Here is a 15,406-nt window from a genome sequence, read left to right on the forward strand (position 1 = left end):
CAACGATCAGCTACGCCGTGCGAAAAGAATCGCTTGCGATGCTTTCTCTTCGGGGGCAAGCAGCATCTGGGCCTCGACCTCAAATCCAGCGTCGCGCAGCCACGCGGCCACCTGGCTCGGCTGACGACGGTGGACATGGACCTTCATCGGGTGGCCGCCGTAGCCCTCGGTCTTCAGTCGTGATTCGTCGCCGACGTGGAACAGGAGCTGCAGCGGTCCGCCCGGCCGCAGTGCCCGATGGAAGTGCCCGATCACAGACGGCACCTCATCATCGGGGATGTGGATCAACGACTGCCAGGCCAGTAATCCGGCGACCGAGGCGTCAGGGAGGTCCAGGTCCGTCATCGAGCCCACCTCGAACCGCAGGCCGGGATGGTCGCGCCGGGCAACCGCGACCATTCCGGGAGAAAGGTCGATGCCGAAGGCGTCGACGCCGAGAGTGTGAAGGTGGCCAGTGACGTGACCGGGGCCGCAGCCGATGTCTGCCACCGGTCCGCCGCCCGCGGCACGCACACTTTCGGCGAACAACGCCAGAGCCGCACGCAGGTACTGAAGCCGGTCGATGGCATCGCGCACGTAGTCGGCGTAGCCAACCGCGGCCGTGTCGTAGGAGGTTCGGGTGTCGGCCAACCAGTCGTCCGTCCACATGGCCGACACGCTAGTCCATATCTGCTCGACCTTGCTGGCAGCCCGATGTGCCACCGCAGCCTGCGCATCTCATATTGAAACGATCAGTTAGCCGACAGACGACGCAGTGCCGCCCTGCTCTCTGGATCCGCCATCGCACCGAGCAATTTGACGGCCGAGTCGGCGCCGAGATCCTCCACCACGCAGCGCTCGGCCAAGCTCACGGCCCAACCGGCGAAGCGGCGTGGGTCGGAGTCGAGAGCCAGCCAGCGGAACACCGAGTCGGCGATATCGTCACGCAGCGATGGAATCAAGGCCAGCATCGCCGCTTCCACGTGCCGTACGACATGCTGTCGCAGCGGATCCAGATGCGGGCGTCCATGCCAGGCGCGGACCAACTCCTCCACTCCGGCCCATGTCACGTCACCTGTGCGAGGCATGCGCTGTCCGACGGCCTGATGAAACTCCTCCCACACGTGCAGCATCAAGCCCGGGGGAGGCGGTTGAGGCACGGGTGGTGACAGGTCCGGGCTTTCCAGGAGAACGGTCAGTACACTCCGCGCTTCCGACAGTCGCTCGTCAGTGCGCGGCAGTTCTGCGATCCGCATCCACTCGCTCGCGTCCCAGGGCTGCGGGAGGGACCGCATTGCGTGGGGCAGGACATAGTCCCCCTCGGGAAAGTGCCAGCGTGTGACCTGTGGGTCCCACGTCTCCTCGGCGCTCGGCTCCGTGTCGCGTTCACTCATCCCTACTCCCAGCTCGCGCACACTGCCGACTCCGGCCTTGGCAGTCCAGCTCGGCAGTGTGCGGCTCGGACGCATCCCCACCGAGGCCTCTCCGTTCCCCTCGGTCCGGGTCCTTCGCCCGTCAGCTATCCGACCGGGGAAAAGAGACCTCCACCCGGCGGTTCTTCTTGCGGCCCGATTCCGTGGAGTTGTCGGCGATCGGGTACTGCTCGCCGTAGCCGCGGACCTCGTACGTGACGTTGGCGTCGGTCAGTTCCTGGTCGAGGACGTTCTGTACGGCGTCGGCGCGTTGCCGGGACAGGACGTCGCCATGGGCGGAGGAACCGAGGTTGTCGGTGAACCCGAAGACACGGATCTTCGTGGCGTTCTGGGCTTTGATCTCCTCGGCGATCGCGGAGATGCGGGCCTTCGACTGGGCGCTGAGTTTCGCACTGTCCTTGCCGAAGAGGACCTCGGCCTGGAGGGCGAACTTGACGTCGGCGTTGGTGTCCTCGCGGCGTTCGTCGCCGCTCTGGTCTTCTACGACCTGTTTGATGTCGAGGACTTTGGGGGTGGCGAGGGTGGCGCCTTCCGGAATCTTCAGATCGGGGTCGTTGGCGTCGACCTTGACGGGGGCAGCGGCGGAGGGTTCGGTTCCGGGTGGGACGCTGGGTCCTTCATCGGCGTGGGCCGTCACCGCTCCGAAAACACTGGTCGCCACCATGATCGATACGACGGTGAGCGAAAAGGCTGAGCGGGACACCGCCGTTCGCGGAGAGATGTGGGTGCGGGTGGTCACGAGGCCTCACCCGGAGATCTGGATAGCCGCGCTGGAGAACAGCGGGAGCTGAAAGCTGACGTCATTCGTGCCCGCCGGTGGCGCCGGGAACTGCAGGAACACGTCGATCGTTTCGCCCGGTTTGATCGACGAGAAACCAGTGGTCGTCAGCGGGCGCCCATCGGTGTCACGCAAGACGTAGTAACGCTTCTTGCCCTTCGAATCGACGAGAGTGGCACCGCCGAGTGACCTGCCGTTGTTGATGATCTCGGTCTCATTGCCGCTCAGCGCCGCCGGAATGACGACGACCTCGGAGCTGTCGTTCTTCAGATCGCCGCTGACGGTGACGAATCCGCCGGAGTCGCGTACGGCGGAGGTGATACGGAGGAGCAGACCGTTCGGCCCCTTCACCTCGGCCAGAGGCTCACTCGCCTGTCCCTCCTGAGCACTCGGCTTGGACCCACCGGTCTCGGAGGTGGACGCCGAGGGCTTCGGCTTCTCGTCGTCGCCACCACCACCGCCACAGCCGGCCACGCCGAGGGCCAATCCGGCCGCGACGGTCATCGCAACCAGCCCCCTTCGGGCCTTCGTAGTGAACCGAATGCTCATCACTCTGCTTCCTTCAACTCGTCGTTCGCTGTCAGTCGGCCAGATGGATGTCGAAGAGATCTTCGGGTTTCGGCAGGGCTTCAGGAGGATCGTCCGGCTTCAGATCCCAGTGCACGCCCTTGCAGGAGAGCCTCGGCAGCACCTTCTCACCCGCGTCAGCGGCAGGAAACTTGAACGCGCAGCGTGCATCGATCACGGCGGTGGCAGACGCATTCGATTTGCGTTCCTCCGTGCCAGGGACGATCGAGTCTCCGACGGGCTTGTTGGTCTCGACCTCGACGGTGAAGCGCAGCAGGCCCTCCGTGCAGTCGATCACCCGGGCGTCGTTCTTCTCGGCAAGCGAGTGTGCGCGCCAGCACGACTGGTCGATGCCCTCGGCGTTGCCCTCGAAAATGTCCTGCCATTTGTTCGGGTCCAGCAGGTTCTGCACCCACGCGCCCGCGAGTGCCTCCCGTCGGTCCTGAGCCGCCGCGAGGGCTGCCGCGTCCGCTGCCGTCTGGGCGCCGTTCCGATTTGCAGCTGCCTGGCCGACCGCAAAGTAGGCGAACGCGAGAAAGAGCAGGCCCCCCACCACCGTGATGTAGATGGGGAAAGCCTGCCCTGCGTCGCCGTACGTACGACGTCGAATCAAGGGGCGACCTTGGCGATCTGCGCGGTCAGTTTGTCGACGATCGTCTGACCGATGTTCGTCGAGGCGATCAGCACCACGATCGCCACCACCACCGCGATGATGCCCAGGTACTCGACCGCCGTCTGCCCCTTGTCGCCGGCGCGGCGCTGCATCGCCTGTACCGTCGTGTTCTTCCAGCCGTTCACGCGGACCTTGGTCGCGACGGCGGTCTTCAGCATCAGGTCGCTCATGGTGTTCCCCTCCGGGTTCGGCTGTGCCGCTTTCGGCACGAGGAACGTACGGCGGAACAGGCTGCCCACCAGAGGGTCCCAGGGCCCAATTCCGGGCCCAATCGCGCGGGCCCAACCGGTTCTCTCCCCATACCGTCACCGGACGTCACCCCCGTCCCCGCGGTGAGTCCGGTGCCGTACCGATCCACTTCGCGGCGGCCTCGGAGCGGCTGGTGCTGTGGAGCTTGGCGAAGATGCGGTTGATGTGGTTCTTGACGGTCTTCTCGCTGATGAAGCACGTGGCGGCGATCTGCTGGTTGTTCATGCCGGACGCGATGAGGTCCATGATCTCCGCCTCCCTCGTGCTCAGCTGGAACCGCGACCTGTCGGGAGCGGCCGGACGGCCACTCCTCCACTCAGACGAAGACTGTCCCACACTTGGTTGCATTCGCGAAAGGTTTTCCGGCGAAGTGAAGGCCGGTGCATCGGCGCGGCCGTTGAAGTCAGCAGGCCAAGCCGCCGATTGAGATTGCGTATGCGGCTGTACGGATGCCGAATCTCCGTATGCAGTCGCACTCGACGACTGCCCCAGACCATCGGGCAGCGGCTGCGCCGGTGCCTCGTACTGACGCAACTGGCTCAGCAGCGCACCCGCCGCCGTGGGCGTGAAGTGGGCCCGGCCGTCCTTGATGTCCCGCACCGCGTCGACCAGTTGGTCGGCCGTGAACTCACCGTGCACCAGGTAGCCGCCGGCGCCGCGGCGCAGCGCCTCCTGGACGATCTCCGACTCCCTGCTGTACGTCAGCATCACGACCGGCGCGATCTGTACCAGGTACGGCAGGGCCGAGATGCCGTCGACACCGGGCATGCGGACGTCGAGCAGGACGACGTCGGGGCGGTGCTGCCGGGCGGCCTCGTAGGCCTGGCGGCCGTCGGCCGCCTCGGCCACGACCTCGATGTCCGCGCGGCCGGACAGCAGGGCGGTGAGCCCGGCGCGGACCACCGGGTTGTCGTCCGCCACGACGACCCTGAGCCGGTGGGCCGGCGGCGCGGCGAAGGGGTCGTGCGGGGGCGGCGGCGGGATTGCGCCGGGGTGTGGGGTGGTGGGGTCCGGCATCGGGGCCTCCTCTCGGGTCGTGGGGGTCAGGCGGGCTGGGGATGACATCCGGGGCCGCGTCATGGAGTCGTCAGGGCGTCGTCAGGGCCGCCAAGGGCAGTTCCAGGCGGACCTCCGTGCCCTGCGGATGGCTACCGCGGCCGATGCGGATGCGGGCACCCACCGAGGCGGCGCGCTCGACCATGCCGACCAGGCCGAAGTGGCCCGCTCGGCGCAGTTGTTCCAGGGTGGTGCCGGGGGGGAGGCCGCGGCCGTCGTCGTGGACGCTGATGCGGAGCAGGTCGCCGTGGACGCCGGCGCGGACGTCCACGCGGGTCGGCTCCGCGTGGCGGTGGGCGTTCTCCATGGCCTCCGAGGCGATGGTGAGGAGCTGGCGGGCCACCGCGGGCGGGACCGGCGGTACGGCGTGGTCGCCGGTGGGGCGGTAGACGGCGGGCAGGCCGGTGCGGGCGGCGAAGTCGCGGGTGCGGGCGGCGAGTTCGACGAGGACGTCGGTGCCCTGGCCGGGGTCCGACTCGCGGCGGAGGTCGGCCAGGAGCTCGCGGGACTCGGCCGCGGCGCGCCGGGCCGAGCGGGCGACGAGGGCGGCCTGCTGCCGGATCAGGGCCGGGTCCATGTGCTCGGCGCCCGCCGAGCCGGTCAGACCGTCCGCCGCCAGGGCCACGCCGTGCAGCGTCTTGGCGACCGAGTCGTGCATCTCGCGGGCCAGCCGGGCCCGTTCGGCGCTGACCGCCTCGGTGACGGCGAGACGCGCCTGGACGGTGGTGAGGGCCTTGGTCGCCGCGCCGAAGCGGAGCATCAGGTTGCGCAGGCTGGAGCCGACGGCGCCGGCGATGACGCAGAGGCCGGGCAGGAGGGTCGACTCGGCGATGCCGGTGTGCGCTCCGCTCGACGTCGCGTGGATCAACAGGAGGATCAGCGACTGCAGCGACGCGAAAACGGCAGCGCCGCGCCAGCCGTAGACCAGACCGGCGAGCAGGGGCGTGCAGACACTCACATAGGCCAGGGTCGTGTCCGGACCCGCGGAGATCAGGAGCAGGGAACCGAAGAGGGTGTCCACCGCGAGGAGGGAGGGGTGGCGCAGCAGCAGGGGCCCGAAGCGTTCCCAGTCCCTGAACAGGACATAGGAGGCCATGAAGGTGACGACGACGGCGATGCCCACGAGGCGCGTGCTCAGGCCCGGGCTGGCGTTGACGAGGGCCGCCGGGGTCGCCAGGGCGATCATCGCCAGGCGGAAACCGAAGACCTGGCGGCACATGGCCTGCAGCGCGTTGATCTGGATGGGGATGGCCGCGGTGCCGGGCGTCGCCGTCGGCGCGGAGGGCCCCAGCGGAGGCGGAGCACCGTCCGCGTCGGCTCGACCGTGTGCGGGGGCCGTGGCCGGGTCACTCCCCCCTGCGCTTGCCGGTATCCGGTCGCATGTCACCGGTGCGTCGGGCCGCGCGGGCGCCGTCGTTCGGGCAGGCACTGCTTGCGGCACCGCGTCCGGGCTCGCGGCGTCCCGGCGGCCCCCCGTGTTTCCTCGCTCCCGGTTCCTGATCCGGACCGTGCGATCGGCCCCGATCCCGTCCCGGGGCTCCTGCCGGGTGGAGGCCGGTACAGCGGGTCCTGGGGTGACCGGTGTATCCGCCCTCACCCACCCAGGGGGGAGGGCGGGCGTCGCGTAGGTGACCGGGACGTCCGGCGCGCCTGTCCGGACATGAGCGGGCAGGACCGTGCCGGCCGGTGGAGTGGTGATCTCGGGCGCCTTCGGACGGCGGCGCAGCAGCCCGGTGCGTTCCCTCGTCGTCGTCGACATGCCGTCACCCCGTTCTACTCGCCCGTGATGGAGCTGAAGTCCGTACCGGAACCGAGCAGCATTCCCGCGCCGAGCAGGATCATCGTGGCCGGAACCATGAAGGTGGTGATCATGAGCGTGGCCTTGGGTACCGCGCGCGCCGCCTTGCGCCGGGCGTTCTGCGCGTCCGTGCGGCGCATGTCCTTGGCCAGCGCGACCAGCGTGTCCACGATCGGCGCGCCCAGTTCCTCGCCCTGCTGCAGCGCCGTCACGAACATGGCCACCTGCTCCGAGTCGTTGCGGCGGCGCAGTTCGTCGAAGGCCTGGCGGCGACTCATGCCGAGGTCCATCTGACGCAGCGTGATCCGCAGTTCGTCGGCCCAGGGCCCCTCGTACTTGGACGCCACCCGATCGAGTGCCTGGCGGAACCCCAGTCCCGCGCTGACGACGACCGCGAGCACGTCCAGGAAGTCGGGCAGTGTCCGCTCGATCGCGTCTTTACGGACGCGGATCGCGGACCAGATGCCGACGTCGGCCCAGAAGACCGCGAAGGCGAACATCAGGAGCGCGGCGAAGAGACTGCCCTTGGTCAGCGCGATCACGCCGCCCAGACCGCCGATCGCGCCGTACACCGCGCGCCTGGCCGCGTACCGGTCGATGGTGAGGCCGCCGGGGTTGCCCGCGAGGTCGATCCTGCGGCGGTACTTGGCGACCCGTTTGGGTCCCATCAGACGCAGCACGGCGGGCGCGTGAGGCATGCCGAGCCGGTCGACGAGCGACCCCACGGCGCCCGTGCGGGAAGCGCCGATCTCCAAGGCCACCGCCAGGTCGCCGGGCAGCCTGGCCTCCGCCCGGTACATGCGGAGGCCGGCGAAGGCGCCCCAGACGCTGAGTCCCATGACGAGTGCCAGCAGAAGTCCCATGGTGGTTTCCCTCCTCCTATGGCTCGGTGGCTCAGACGTCGATGCGCGACAGACGGCGGATGAGGAAGAAACCGATGGCGTAGAGGCCGAAGGCGATGATCACGGCGGCTTGACCGATCGGCGACCCGGTCATGCGGTCCAGCGAGCCGTCGTTGATGGCGTTGAGCATGAACAGCGCCCCGACGCCCAGGACCGGAACCGCATAGGACGTCATGTTCACCTGTGACAACTGGGTCCGCACCTCCCGCCGCGTCTCCTTGCGCTCCTCCAGCGTCTCCGTGAGGTTCCGCAGCGCGCTCACCACCTGCCCGCCCGCACGGTTGGACAGCACCAGCGTGGTGACCAGGACGACCAGCTCGCGGGACGGAAGGCGGTCCGCCAGTTCTCCCAGAGCGTCGTCCAGAGAGGCACCCACACCCAGTTGAGCGGAGACTTTGGCGAGCTCCTCACCCGCAGGAGCCTCAAGTTCCTCCGCCGCCATCCCGATAGCCGTCCGCAAGGCCAGTCCCGCCTGGGTCGCGTTGGCGAGGATCCGGGACATCTCGGGGAGCTGGTTGATGAACTTCTCGATGCGCTTCTGGCGTTGCCAGTTGAGGAACTGGATCGCCGCCCACACGCCCAGCAGCCCGGCCAGCGGCCCGAAGAACGGTGCCAGGGCCGCCTGGCCGGTCAGCCACAGGCCCGCCACCGTCGCCAGCATGGAGACGAAGAACTCGCCCGGCGTGATGTCCAGGCCCGTCGCCGCCAGGCGGAGTTCCAGCTTCCTGCCGAGCTTGGTGCGCCGCAGCCGTCGGTCGATGCCGCGGAAGTGGCGGCGGCGGCCGGCCACCGGGATCTGGCCGGTCGAGGACAGGCGGTCGACGAGCGCCTGGCGCTGGGCCTTGCCCATGGCGTAGAAGTGCAGGCCGATGACCGCGAGGACGCAGGTCAGCAGGGTGATGCCGGTGGTGAGCGTGATGAGCTGGTGCAGTTCCATCGGTCGGTCCTACCTGGCTTCTCGGGTGGCTAGCTGGTCCGCGCTCCGGGCGATGCCGAAGGCCTGCGGGATGGGCTGGCTCGCCATGTAGAGGCGGTCGGCGGTGCGGCGTGGGAGGGGGTGGTACTCGAAGTTCCCGTAGATACGGCCGTCGGCGGCCATCGGCTGCGCGTGGAAGCGGGCGACCGTGACCAGCCGGTACGGATCGCTGCCGTGGCTGTCCATCAGCGCGATCTCGGTGATGCGGCGGGCGCCGTCCGCGAACCGGGTGAGCTGCACGATGACGTCCACCGCGCTGTTGATCTGGTCGTGCAGGGCGACGAACGGGATCTCCACGTCCGACATGGAGGCCAGGGTCTGCAGGCGCATCAGGGCGTCCTCCGCGCTGTTGGCGTGGACGGTCGCCAGCGAGCCGTCGTGGCCCGTCGACATCGCCTGGAGCATGTCGAGCGACTCGCCGCCGCGGACCTCACCGACGACGATCCGGTCGGGGCGCATGCGCAAGGAGTTGCGGACCAGGTCGCGGATGGTGACCTGGCCCTTGCCCTCGACGTTGGGCGGGCGCGACTCCAGGCGGATCACGTGCGGCTGCTGGAGCTGGAGTTCGGCGGAGTCCTCGATGGTGATGATGCGTTCGCCCTCGGGGATGAGGCCGGAGAGGGCGTTGAGCAGAGTCGTCTTGCCGGTGCCCGTCGCGCCCGAGACGATGATGTTGAACTTGGCCTGCACCAGGCCGGCCAGCAGGTACAGCATGTGCTCGTCGAGCGAGCCGAGGCCGATCAGCTCCTGGAGGGTGAAGGAGCGCGGGAAGCGGCGGATGGTGAGGGTCGCGCCCGTCAGGGACAGCGGCGGGATGATGACGTTGACGCGCTCGCCGGAGGGGAGGCGGGCGTCGACCATCGGATTGGACTCGTCGACGCGGCGGTTGACCGTGGAGACGATCCGCTCGATGGTCTGCATGAGCTGGTCGTTGGAGGCGAAGCGGAGCGGCAGTTGCTCGACGCGGCCGCCGCGCTCGACGAAGATCGCGTCCGGTCCGTTGACCATGATCTCGGTGATGGAGGCGTCCTCCAGCAGCGGCTCCAGGATGCCCAGGCCGAGGGCCTCGTCGACGACCCGGCGGATCAGCTGTGAGCGTTCCACGGTCGACAGGACCGGGCCCTCGCGGCTGATGATGTGCCCGAGCACCCGCTCCAGCCGGGCCCTGCGCTCGGCGGCGGCCAGCGAACTCATCTCCGCGAGGTCGATCTCCTCCAGGAGCTTGGCCCGGTAGGAGGCGACCATGTGGCCGTCCTCACCCCGGTTGCCCTTCTCCTCGGGGGTGTTGATGCGTGCTCGCAGGCTCATGAGTCCGGTGCTCCTCGCTCGTTGCTCAGTGGTCGCGCGGCATCGTGGCGGTCTTGACGGCGGGGTCGAAGTCCCAGCCGGGGACGAGGGAGGGGATCTGCACGGTGGCCGTCACCGTCACCTCTTCCCCGCCGATCGACGGCAGGCAACTGGTGCCGTCCGCCAGCCAGCTGCTCACCGCCGCCCGGCAGTCCGCCTCGTGCGGCCCGTCCAGCGACGCGCTGCGCGCTCCGGCCCGGGCCGCTGTGCCGGCCTGCTGGGCGGTGTAGGCGATCAGGCCGAGCTGCACGGCCGCCAGGGCGACGAGCAGCAGGATGGGCAGGAAGCCGATGAACTCGATGGCGACCTGGCCGCGGTCGCGGCCCCTGCGGATCCGTGCGGGGCCGGTCCGTCCGGCCCGCCGCGCGGCCGTGGCCCCGGCCACCCGGCCGCAGTCGTCCTCGCGGATGTGTGCCATGTCAGTCCGTCTCCTCCTCGACCGCGCCGGCGTGGCCCCTGACGGCGTACGGGAAGGACAGGGTGCCCGGGAAGAGGATGGGGACCTCCAGGCGCACGTCGGCCGTGACGTACCCGGAGCCGCCGCAGGTCACCGTGGCGCCGGAGCGCCACGCCTCCGACAGGTGCTTCAGGCCGGCCTCCTGGCACGCGCCCTGCCGGACGCCCGGCCCCACCGCCGTTCCCGCCCGCACCGCCTCGTCCGCCGCGTTGCCCGCGAGGACGAAGGTGTATCCGACGAGGACGACCTGCCACAGGGCGATCAGTGTCACGAGGATCGTCGGTGTCATGCCGAGGAACTCGATGGTCACCTGGCCCCGGTCCCGCTCCGGCTTCCCCGAGCGCATCCGCATCCTCACCCCTCCCTTCTCCGCCGCAGACTCACCGAGCCCCGGTCGCCGCCGCGGAACCGGCCCGTCTTCTGGGCGCCTTCGGGGACCTTGACCAGGCCCAGTTCCGCCGCCAGCCCCCACAGGGCCTGTTTCACCGCGCTCTTGTTCTCCAGTTCGTGGACACGGCCGGCGTCCACGACGCTCTGCAGTTCCTTGAAGTTGGCGGGGACCGCGGTGGCCGCGACGGCCGTGCCGGTGATCTTCTGGATCAGGGGCGGCTGGATCTCCGTGCCGCGGGAGTGCCGGTTGACCACCACGGTGGTCTCCTCGGCCTTGCGGATCTGGAGCCGGTCCCACATCCGCACCGCGCGCTTGGCGCCCCGTACGGCGACCACGTCCGGGGTGGTGACCAGCAGGGCCCGGTCCGCCATCTCCACGGCCGCGGCCCCGGCGCCGCCGATCTGGGCGCCGCAGTCGATGACGACGACCTCGTAGCGGGAGCGCAGGGCGCTGACGATCTGGCGGGCGGAGCGGTCGGTGACGTCCTCGCCGCGCTCCCCCTCGGCGGGGGCGAGCAGAAGGGCGAGGCCGCTGTCGTGGCGGAAGACCGCGTCGGCCAGGACGCGCGGGGAGATGTCGGTGATGGCGGCCAGGTCCACGATGGAGCGGCGGAACTGCACGTCCAGGTAGGAGGCGACGTCGCCGGTCTGCAGGTCCAGGTCGACCAGGGCGGTGCTGCGGCCGGAGGCCTGCGCGGCCAGGGCCAGCTGGATCGCGGTGAGGGTGGTCCCGACTCCGCCCTTGGCGCCGCTGACCGTGACGACCGTGCCGCCGACGCCGGTGAAGACGTCGCCGGCGGAGCCCAGGTGCCGGCGTACGCCGGTGGACCACTGGGCGACGGCCTGCACGCGGCTGGCGAGTTCCTCGTAGCTGAGCGGGAGGGCGACCAGGCCGCGGGCGCCGTAGTCCATGGCGGCCTGGAAGAGGCCGGGACTCGCGTCCGAGGTGACGAGGATGACGCCGACCGCCGGGAAGCGCAGGGCCACTTCGCGGATCAGTTCCAGCGCGGGGACCGGGCCGATCCGCTCGTGGACGATGACGACCTCGGGCAGCTCGTCGACCGATTCGGCGGCCAGCCGGGCGAGGGTGTCGACGAGCTGGGTGGAGTCGACCACGGGGGCGACCGGTTCGGCGTCCGGGAGCTGGCTGAGCAGCGTGGTGACGGACCGGACCGCGTCCGCGTCACCGACTGCCGGGAGGATCCTCGTGGGCATGCGCTCTCACTTGTCCTTCGCGAGTTCGTACGTCCGGTCCTGCTCGGGGACGGTGGTGTCGCTGCCGGGCGCGACGAGGGCGAGCCGGACCCGCTTGGCGAACGACTCGGCGTAGGTGATGCGCTGGGCGTCCCGGGCGGACAGCGCGAAGGTGATGGGAACGGCGTCGGTGGCCTGCTGGGTGCGGTTGTTCTCGTCGGGGTCGAGCGCGGTGATCTCGCCGACGTCGAGAACCTCGGCGTTGGTGACGATGATCTTCGACTGGTCGGGGTCGCCCTCGCGCGCGCCCTCGAAGGTGGCGTAGACGTTGACGGCCGCGCCGGGGGTGATCTTGCCGGCCACGCCGGTCGCCGCGTCGATCATGATGGCGACCTCCTGCTGGCCGGGCTGGAGGGCCGGCCGGCGGACGATCATGTCCGACTGGAGCAGGGAGCCCGCCTTCAGGGTCGTGACGGCGATCTTGCCCTGTATCTCACGCAGGTCGGTGACCGCGTTGTCCGACAGCCACCGCTCGGGCATCTCGATCTTCTCGAACTGGCCCGTGGTGAGGGTGGTGTAGGGCGGCACGTCGGACTTGAGCCGGTAGGCGGTGACTTCGGGGCCGACCTTGGACTCGACGTCGCTGATGACGGACAGCACACCGGCGAAGGCGCCGAGGGCGCAGACGACCGACAGGAGCAGGAGAATCACGCCGCGGCGCTGACGGGAGTTCATGAACCGTACAACCTCGTTGGGGATATCGGTCGAGCGGGACGGGAGTGGTGCAGGGGGGCGGCGCCCGGGCTCACCCGGCGGCCGTCCGGTGCTCGAGCTGCTTCGGGGGCGGGCTGTCGTGGACGGGCGGCGTGGCGGAGCAGAAGACGCAGCGGTCGCCGATGACGTCGATGCCGCACCAGTGGCAGCGGCTGCGCCGTACGGAGGTGACCAGCTGGTAGAGGACGGACAGGTCGGGCAGGTAGCTGCAGAACTCGATCAGCTTGCCGGTGCCCCACCAGGCCGGTGACTCGGCCGGGAGCTGCGTCTCGCGCAGGCCCTGCACCTTCCAGGCGGGGGCGAGGGTGGCGCTGACCCAGTCGGACTGGAGCTGTCCCTTGGCGACGAGCATCCAGGTGCCGAACTCGGGGCCGGGCAGCAGCGCTTCGGGCGAGATCTTCACGAGCTGCGGCTCGGGGTGGGCGAGGACGCCGAACTGGCTGCCGGGCACCCAGGACTTGGCGTGCGACTTCAGGCCGACGGGCACGTGGTCGAGCCGGGCGACGGAGTTGAGCAGCGCTCCGGCGTGGATGTAGTGGACGAGCAGCCGCCCGGCCGAGGCGAGCACGCCGGGGCTGATGTCGCAGGAGGCCAGCTGGCGCAGCTGCCGGGCCAGCACGGCCAGGCCGAGGGGCGGCAGTTCCGGCCGGAACAGGGCGACGCGGTCGGTCTCCATGAGGGAGCGCAGGGTGTGCAGGCGGCGCTGCAGGGCGGTGGGCGCGGCCGGCGAGCAGACGACGATCACGTGCCCGTGGTGCTCGACCAGGGCCTGGAGGTCGGCGAGGGCCTGTTCCAGGGGGCGTTCGGCGACGTCCCGGAGCACGACGGCCGGCAGGGTGCGGTCGTCCTGTGGCGGCAGTGCCATGTCGGCACTGGTCACGGCAATGGCAGTTGGCACGCGCAGCTCCCCGTTTCCCCATGCCCGTCGGAACGCCGGGTGTCACTCCGGCGCACCGTGTCGACTTCACTGCGTGACTACCTCAGCACTGTATCCACGGCTCTGTGACCGGAGAACAGCGTTTGTGTAGCTGGTGAGCAACTGCCGTTGCACAAGATGCGTCAAAACGGGGCACGTTGAGCATCTTGCCGGTCACCTGACGGGCTCGGGCGGGCCCGGGCGGTGGGCCCAGCGGGCCCAGAGTTGACGGTGGGCCTGCGTTTGGGCCCTGAGACCCACGCCCCGGGCGCCGGACCGTTCCTACGCTCGCCGTCCACACAGGAGTGGTTCGGGCGAGCAGGAGCGGTTCGGGCAAGGAGGGGTGCCGTATGGCTGGCGGGGGCGGCATACGGGCGTACGGGCGCAGACCGGTCTTCGACGACCGCGGCGCGACCGGGACCGAGTACCTCGGCATGGTCGTCGTCAGCGCGGCGATCGTCCTCGCGCTGTCGGCGACCGGGGTCGGGCAGCTGATCTACGACAAGCTCGCCGCGCAGGTCTGCCGGGTCGCCGGCGGCGGCGACTGCGGGTCGGGGAACCCCGGTCCGGGCAAGCCGCTCACCGACGCCGACTTCGAGCCCGCCCTGTGCCAGGTCTCCTCCGTCACCGACAAGGCCGGCTCCAAGGCGAAGATCTTCTTCTGGGAGATCGGCAAGGAGTACGGCTTCCAGGAGCAGCACCTGAAGGCGAAGACGGACGTCAACGGCGACGGCAAGGTCGACGACAGCGACCAGCTGGTCTATCTGACCTTCACGGACGCCGCCTCGGTCGCGGCGAAGAAGGACTTCAAGCCGGGCATGAAGGTGGGCCGGTTCGGCGCGGACAAGGTGGAGCTGGGGCTCGGCATCAAGGTCACCAACGGCGACACCTGGGTCTTCCAGAGCCCCGAGGAGGCCCAGCGGTTCCGGGACGACGTGGAGAAGCTCCAGATGTACGAGATGCGGCGCACCATGCCGGGCGGCGCGGAGGCGAGCGTCGGCGACAGCATCCTCTACCTCTTCGGCACGGGCCCTCTCAAGGACGAGGAGGACACTCAGAACCGGATCAAGGAGCACCTCGGCGACAACCGCAAGATCACCTACGGCAAGGTGGGCCTGGAGGCCTCGGCGTCGGCGGGCCTGAAGATCTCCGCGGGCGACGAGAAGAAGCTGAGCGCCGCGCTCGGCGGCACCTTCAAGTACGCCCCCGAGGTCACCTGGACCGACAACGCCTACAAGAACACCAAGTCGTACACGTACTCCTCGTCCATCGAGTACGGCTCCAAGGTGAACTACGAGGCGGGGCCGCTCAGCGGCGAGTACGCGGCGAACACCGTCCAGACGGGCACCATCACGGTCACCTACGACAAGAAGACCGGCAAGCTGGTCCGTGTCGACATGACCCGCACGGTGGAGAAGGGCGGCCAGAAGGACGGCGCCAAGGCGGGCGGCGACAACGGCGGGAAGGACGGCGACAAGCGGGGCGGCAACGCCGGGGTGAAGGGCACCGATGCGCAGACCGGCATCGAGATCGTGACCAACACCCTCACCTTCGACCCGGGTCCGGCCGGGGACCGGGACCGGGCGGTCGCCGAGCAGTGGCTGGACAGCAGCAACGAGCAGCTCGCCACGCCGTTCCAGTACATGTTCTCCGACCACGCGCCGACGTCCCGCCCGGGCGCCGACGACCCCTTCGGGCAGCTGATGTTCGACCAGGGGAAGTCGAGCCGGATGACGTACACGGGCGACGTGAACGCGGCCGAGTACGGATTCGAGTTGAATCTCGGGCTCAGTCTGGGCATGACGATCAGCACGGAGAAGAAGTCGGAGACCCTGACCGATGCCGAGTTCCTGGGCGCGCCCCGCGGGGACGGTCGCTCCTATCTTCCCTACAGCTACTGCGCGAACTGACGAAACG

17 protein-coding genes are annotated in these 15,406 nt (G+C 69.6%); 1 reads left to right on the forward strand and 16 read right to left on the reverse strand.

Annotation, left to right across the window (positions count from 1 at the left end; genetic code table 11):
- Positions 1–6: 6 nt before the first annotated feature.
- The 16 genes from ACF07N_RS08725 to ACF07N_RS08800 form a co-directional block, all read right to left on the reverse strand.
- Positions 7–648, reverse strand: coding sequence for a class I SAM-dependent methyltransferase (locus ACF07N_RS08725; RefSeq protein ID WP_010031903.1), 642 nt, complete (start codon positions 646–648; stop codon positions 7–9).
- Between the two features lie 83 nt (positions 649–731).
- Positions 732–1,373, reverse strand: a complete 642-nt coding sequence (locus tag ACF07N_RS08730; RefSeq protein ID WP_392110003.1) for a hypothetical protein — start codon at positions 1,371–1,373, stop codon at positions 732–734.
- 121 nt (positions 1,374–1,494) lie between these two features.
- Positions 1,495–2,076, reverse strand: coding sequence for an OmpA family protein (locus ACF07N_RS08735; protein ID WP_392110006.1), 582 nt, complete (start codon positions 2,074–2,076; stop codon positions 1,495–1,497).
- A gap of 81 nt (positions 2,077–2,157) precedes the next feature.
- Entirely contained in the window at positions 2,158–2,739 is a 582-nt protein-coding gene (locus ACF07N_RS08740) for a hypothetical protein (RefSeq protein WP_392110009.1), read from the reverse strand.
- A gap of 31 nt (positions 2,740–2,770) precedes the next feature.
- Positions 2,771–3,367 (reverse strand): pilus assembly protein TadG-related protein, encoded by a 597-nt coding sequence (locus tag ACF07N_RS08745; protein WP_392111088.1) that lies wholly within the window; start codon positions 3,365–3,367, stop codon positions 2,771–2,773.
- Positions 3,367–3,600 (reverse strand): hypothetical protein, encoded by a 234-nt coding sequence (locus tag ACF07N_RS08750; RefSeq protein WP_362278375.1) that lies wholly within the window; start codon positions 3,598–3,600, stop codon positions 3,367–3,369. Before ACF07N_RS08750 ends, ACF07N_RS08745 begins: the two co-directional genes overlap by 1 nt.
- 145 nt (positions 3,601–3,745) lie before the next feature.
- A complete protein-coding gene (locus ACF07N_RS08755) occupies positions 3,746–4,696 on the reverse strand; it encodes a response regulator (protein ID WP_392110012.1) in 951 nt (316 codons plus the stop codon).
- A 70-nt stretch (positions 4,697–4,766) separates the two neighbouring features.
- On the reverse strand, positions 4,767–5,954 hold the full coding sequence (locus ACF07N_RS08760; protein ID WP_392110015.1) for a sensor histidine kinase: 1,188 nt from the start codon (positions 5,952–5,954) through the stop codon (positions 4,767–4,769).
- Between the two features lie 554 nt (positions 5,955–6,508).
- A complete protein-coding gene (locus ACF07N_RS08765) occupies positions 6,509–7,396 on the reverse strand; it encodes a DUF5936 domain-containing protein (RefSeq protein WP_392110018.1) in 888 nt (295 codons plus the stop codon).
- 31 nt (positions 7,397–7,427) lie between these two features.
- A complete protein-coding gene (locus ACF07N_RS08770; protein ID WP_392110021.1) occupies positions 7,428–8,372 on the reverse strand; it encodes a type II secretion system F family protein in 945 nt (314 codons plus the stop codon).
- Positions 8,373–8,381: 9 nt separating this feature from the next.
- Positions 8,382–9,719 carry a CpaF family protein gene (locus tag ACF07N_RS08775; protein WP_383324443.1) on the reverse strand — a complete coding sequence of 446 codons (1,338 nt, stop codon included), beginning with the start codon at positions 9,717–9,719 and terminating at the stop codon, positions 8,382–8,384.
- A 25-nt stretch (positions 9,720–9,744) separates the two neighbouring features.
- Positions 9,745–10,176, reverse strand: a complete 432-nt coding sequence (locus ACF07N_RS08780) for a TadE/TadG family type IV pilus assembly protein (RefSeq protein ID WP_392110023.1) — start codon at positions 10,174–10,176, stop codon at positions 9,745–9,747.
- Position 10,177: 1 nt separating this feature from the next.
- Complete coding sequence (locus ACF07N_RS08785) at positions 10,178–10,567, reverse strand: pilus assembly protein (RefSeq protein ID WP_392110025.1); 390 nt, start codon at positions 10,565–10,567, stop codon at positions 10,178–10,180.
- 2 nt (positions 10,568–10,569) lie between these two features.
- Complete coding sequence (locus tag ACF07N_RS08790) at positions 10,570–11,820, reverse strand: CpaE family protein (RefSeq protein ID WP_392110027.1); 1,251 nt, start codon at positions 11,818–11,820, stop codon at positions 10,570–10,572.
- A gap of 6 nt (positions 11,821–11,826) precedes the next feature.
- Positions 11,827–12,534: a Flp pilus assembly protein CpaB gene (cpaB, locus tag ACF07N_RS08795; protein WP_383337237.1), complete on the reverse strand. Its 708-nt coding sequence runs from the start codon at positions 12,532–12,534 to the stop codon at positions 11,827–11,829.
- A 70-nt stretch (positions 12,535–12,604) separates the two neighbouring features.
- On the reverse strand, positions 12,605–13,438 hold the full coding sequence (locus tag ACF07N_RS08800; protein ID WP_392111091.1) for a hypothetical protein: 834 nt from the start codon (positions 13,436–13,438) through the stop codon (positions 12,605–12,607).
- Positions 13,439–13,839: 401 nt separating this feature from the next.
- Here ACF07N_RS08800 and ACF07N_RS08805 point away from each other — a divergent pair, with 401 nt between their 5' ends.
- Positions 13,840–15,399 carry a hypothetical protein gene (locus ACF07N_RS08805; protein ID WP_392110030.1) on the forward strand — a complete coding sequence of 520 codons (1,560 nt, stop codon included), beginning with the start codon at positions 13,840–13,842 and terminating at the stop codon, positions 15,397–15,399.
- Positions 15,400–15,406 lie beyond the last annotated feature (7 nt).

Origin of the sequence: Streptomyces sp. NPDC015242 (assembly GCF_043079125.1) — a bacterium.
Classification (GTDB): Bacteria; Actinomycetota; Actinomycetes; order Streptomycetales; family Streptomycetaceae; genus Streptomyces.

Bases quoted from the DNA above. Each gene is read 5' to 3' on its own strand.
- ACF07N_RS08725 (WP_010031903.1), bottom strand. From the start codon at position 648: ATGTGGACGGACGACTGGTTGGCCGACACCCGAACCTCCTACGACACG.
- ACF07N_RS08730 (WP_392110003.1), bottom strand. From the start codon at position 1,373: ATGAGTGAACGCGACACGGAGCCGAGCGCCGAGGAGACGTGGGACCCA.
- ACF07N_RS08735 (WP_392110006.1), bottom strand. From the start codon at position 2,076: ATGGTGGCGACCAGTGTTTTCGGAGCGGTGACGGCCCACGCCGATGAA.
- ACF07N_RS08740 (WP_392110009.1), bottom strand. From the start codon at position 2,739: ATGAGCATTCGGTTCACTACGAAGGCCCGAAGGGGGCTGGTTGCGATG.
- ACF07N_RS08750 (WP_362278375.1), bottom strand. From the start codon at position 3,600: ATGAGCGACCTGATGCTGAAGACCGCCGTCGCGACCAAGGTCCGCGTG.
- ACF07N_RS08755 (WP_392110012.1), bottom strand. From the start codon at position 4,696: ATGCCGGACCCCACCACCCCACACCCCGGCGCAATCCCGCCGCCGCCC.
- ACF07N_RS08760 (WP_392110015.1), bottom strand. From the start codon at position 5,954: ATGTGCCGCCAGGTCTTCGGTTTCCGCCTGGCGATGATCGCCCTGGCG.
- ACF07N_RS08765 (WP_392110018.1), bottom strand. From the start codon at position 7,396: ATGGGACTTCTGCTGGCACTCGTCATGGGACTCAGCGTCTGGGGCGCC.
- ACF07N_RS08770 (WP_392110021.1), bottom strand. From the start codon at position 8,372: ATGGAACTGCACCAGCTCATCACGCTCACCACCGGCATCACCCTGCTG.
- ACF07N_RS08775 (WP_383324443.1), bottom strand. From the start codon at position 9,719: ATGAGCCTGCGAGCACGCATCAACACCCCCGAGGAGAAGGGCAACCGG.
- ACF07N_RS08780 (WP_392110023.1), bottom strand. From the start codon at position 10,176: ATGGCACACATCCGCGAGGACGACTGCGGCCGGGTGGCCGGGGCCACG.
- ACF07N_RS08785 (WP_392110025.1), bottom strand. From the start codon at position 10,567: ATGCGGATGCGCTCGGGGAAGCCGGAGCGGGACCGGGGCCAGGTGACC.
- ACF07N_RS08790 (WP_392110027.1), bottom strand. From the start codon at position 11,820: ATGCCCACGAGGATCCTCCCGGCAGTCGGTGACGCGGACGCGGTCCGG.
- cpaB (WP_383337237.1), bottom strand. From the start codon at position 12,534: ATGAACTCCCGTCAGCGCCGCGGCGTGATTCTCCTGCTCCTGTCGGTC.
- ACF07N_RS08800 (WP_392111091.1), bottom strand. From the start codon at position 13,438: ATGGCACTGCCGCCACAGGACGACCGCACCCTGCCGGCCGTCGTGCTC.
- ACF07N_RS08805 (WP_392110030.1), top strand. From the start codon at position 13,840: ATGGCTGGCGGGGGCGGCATACGGGCGTACGGGCGCAGACCGGTCTTC.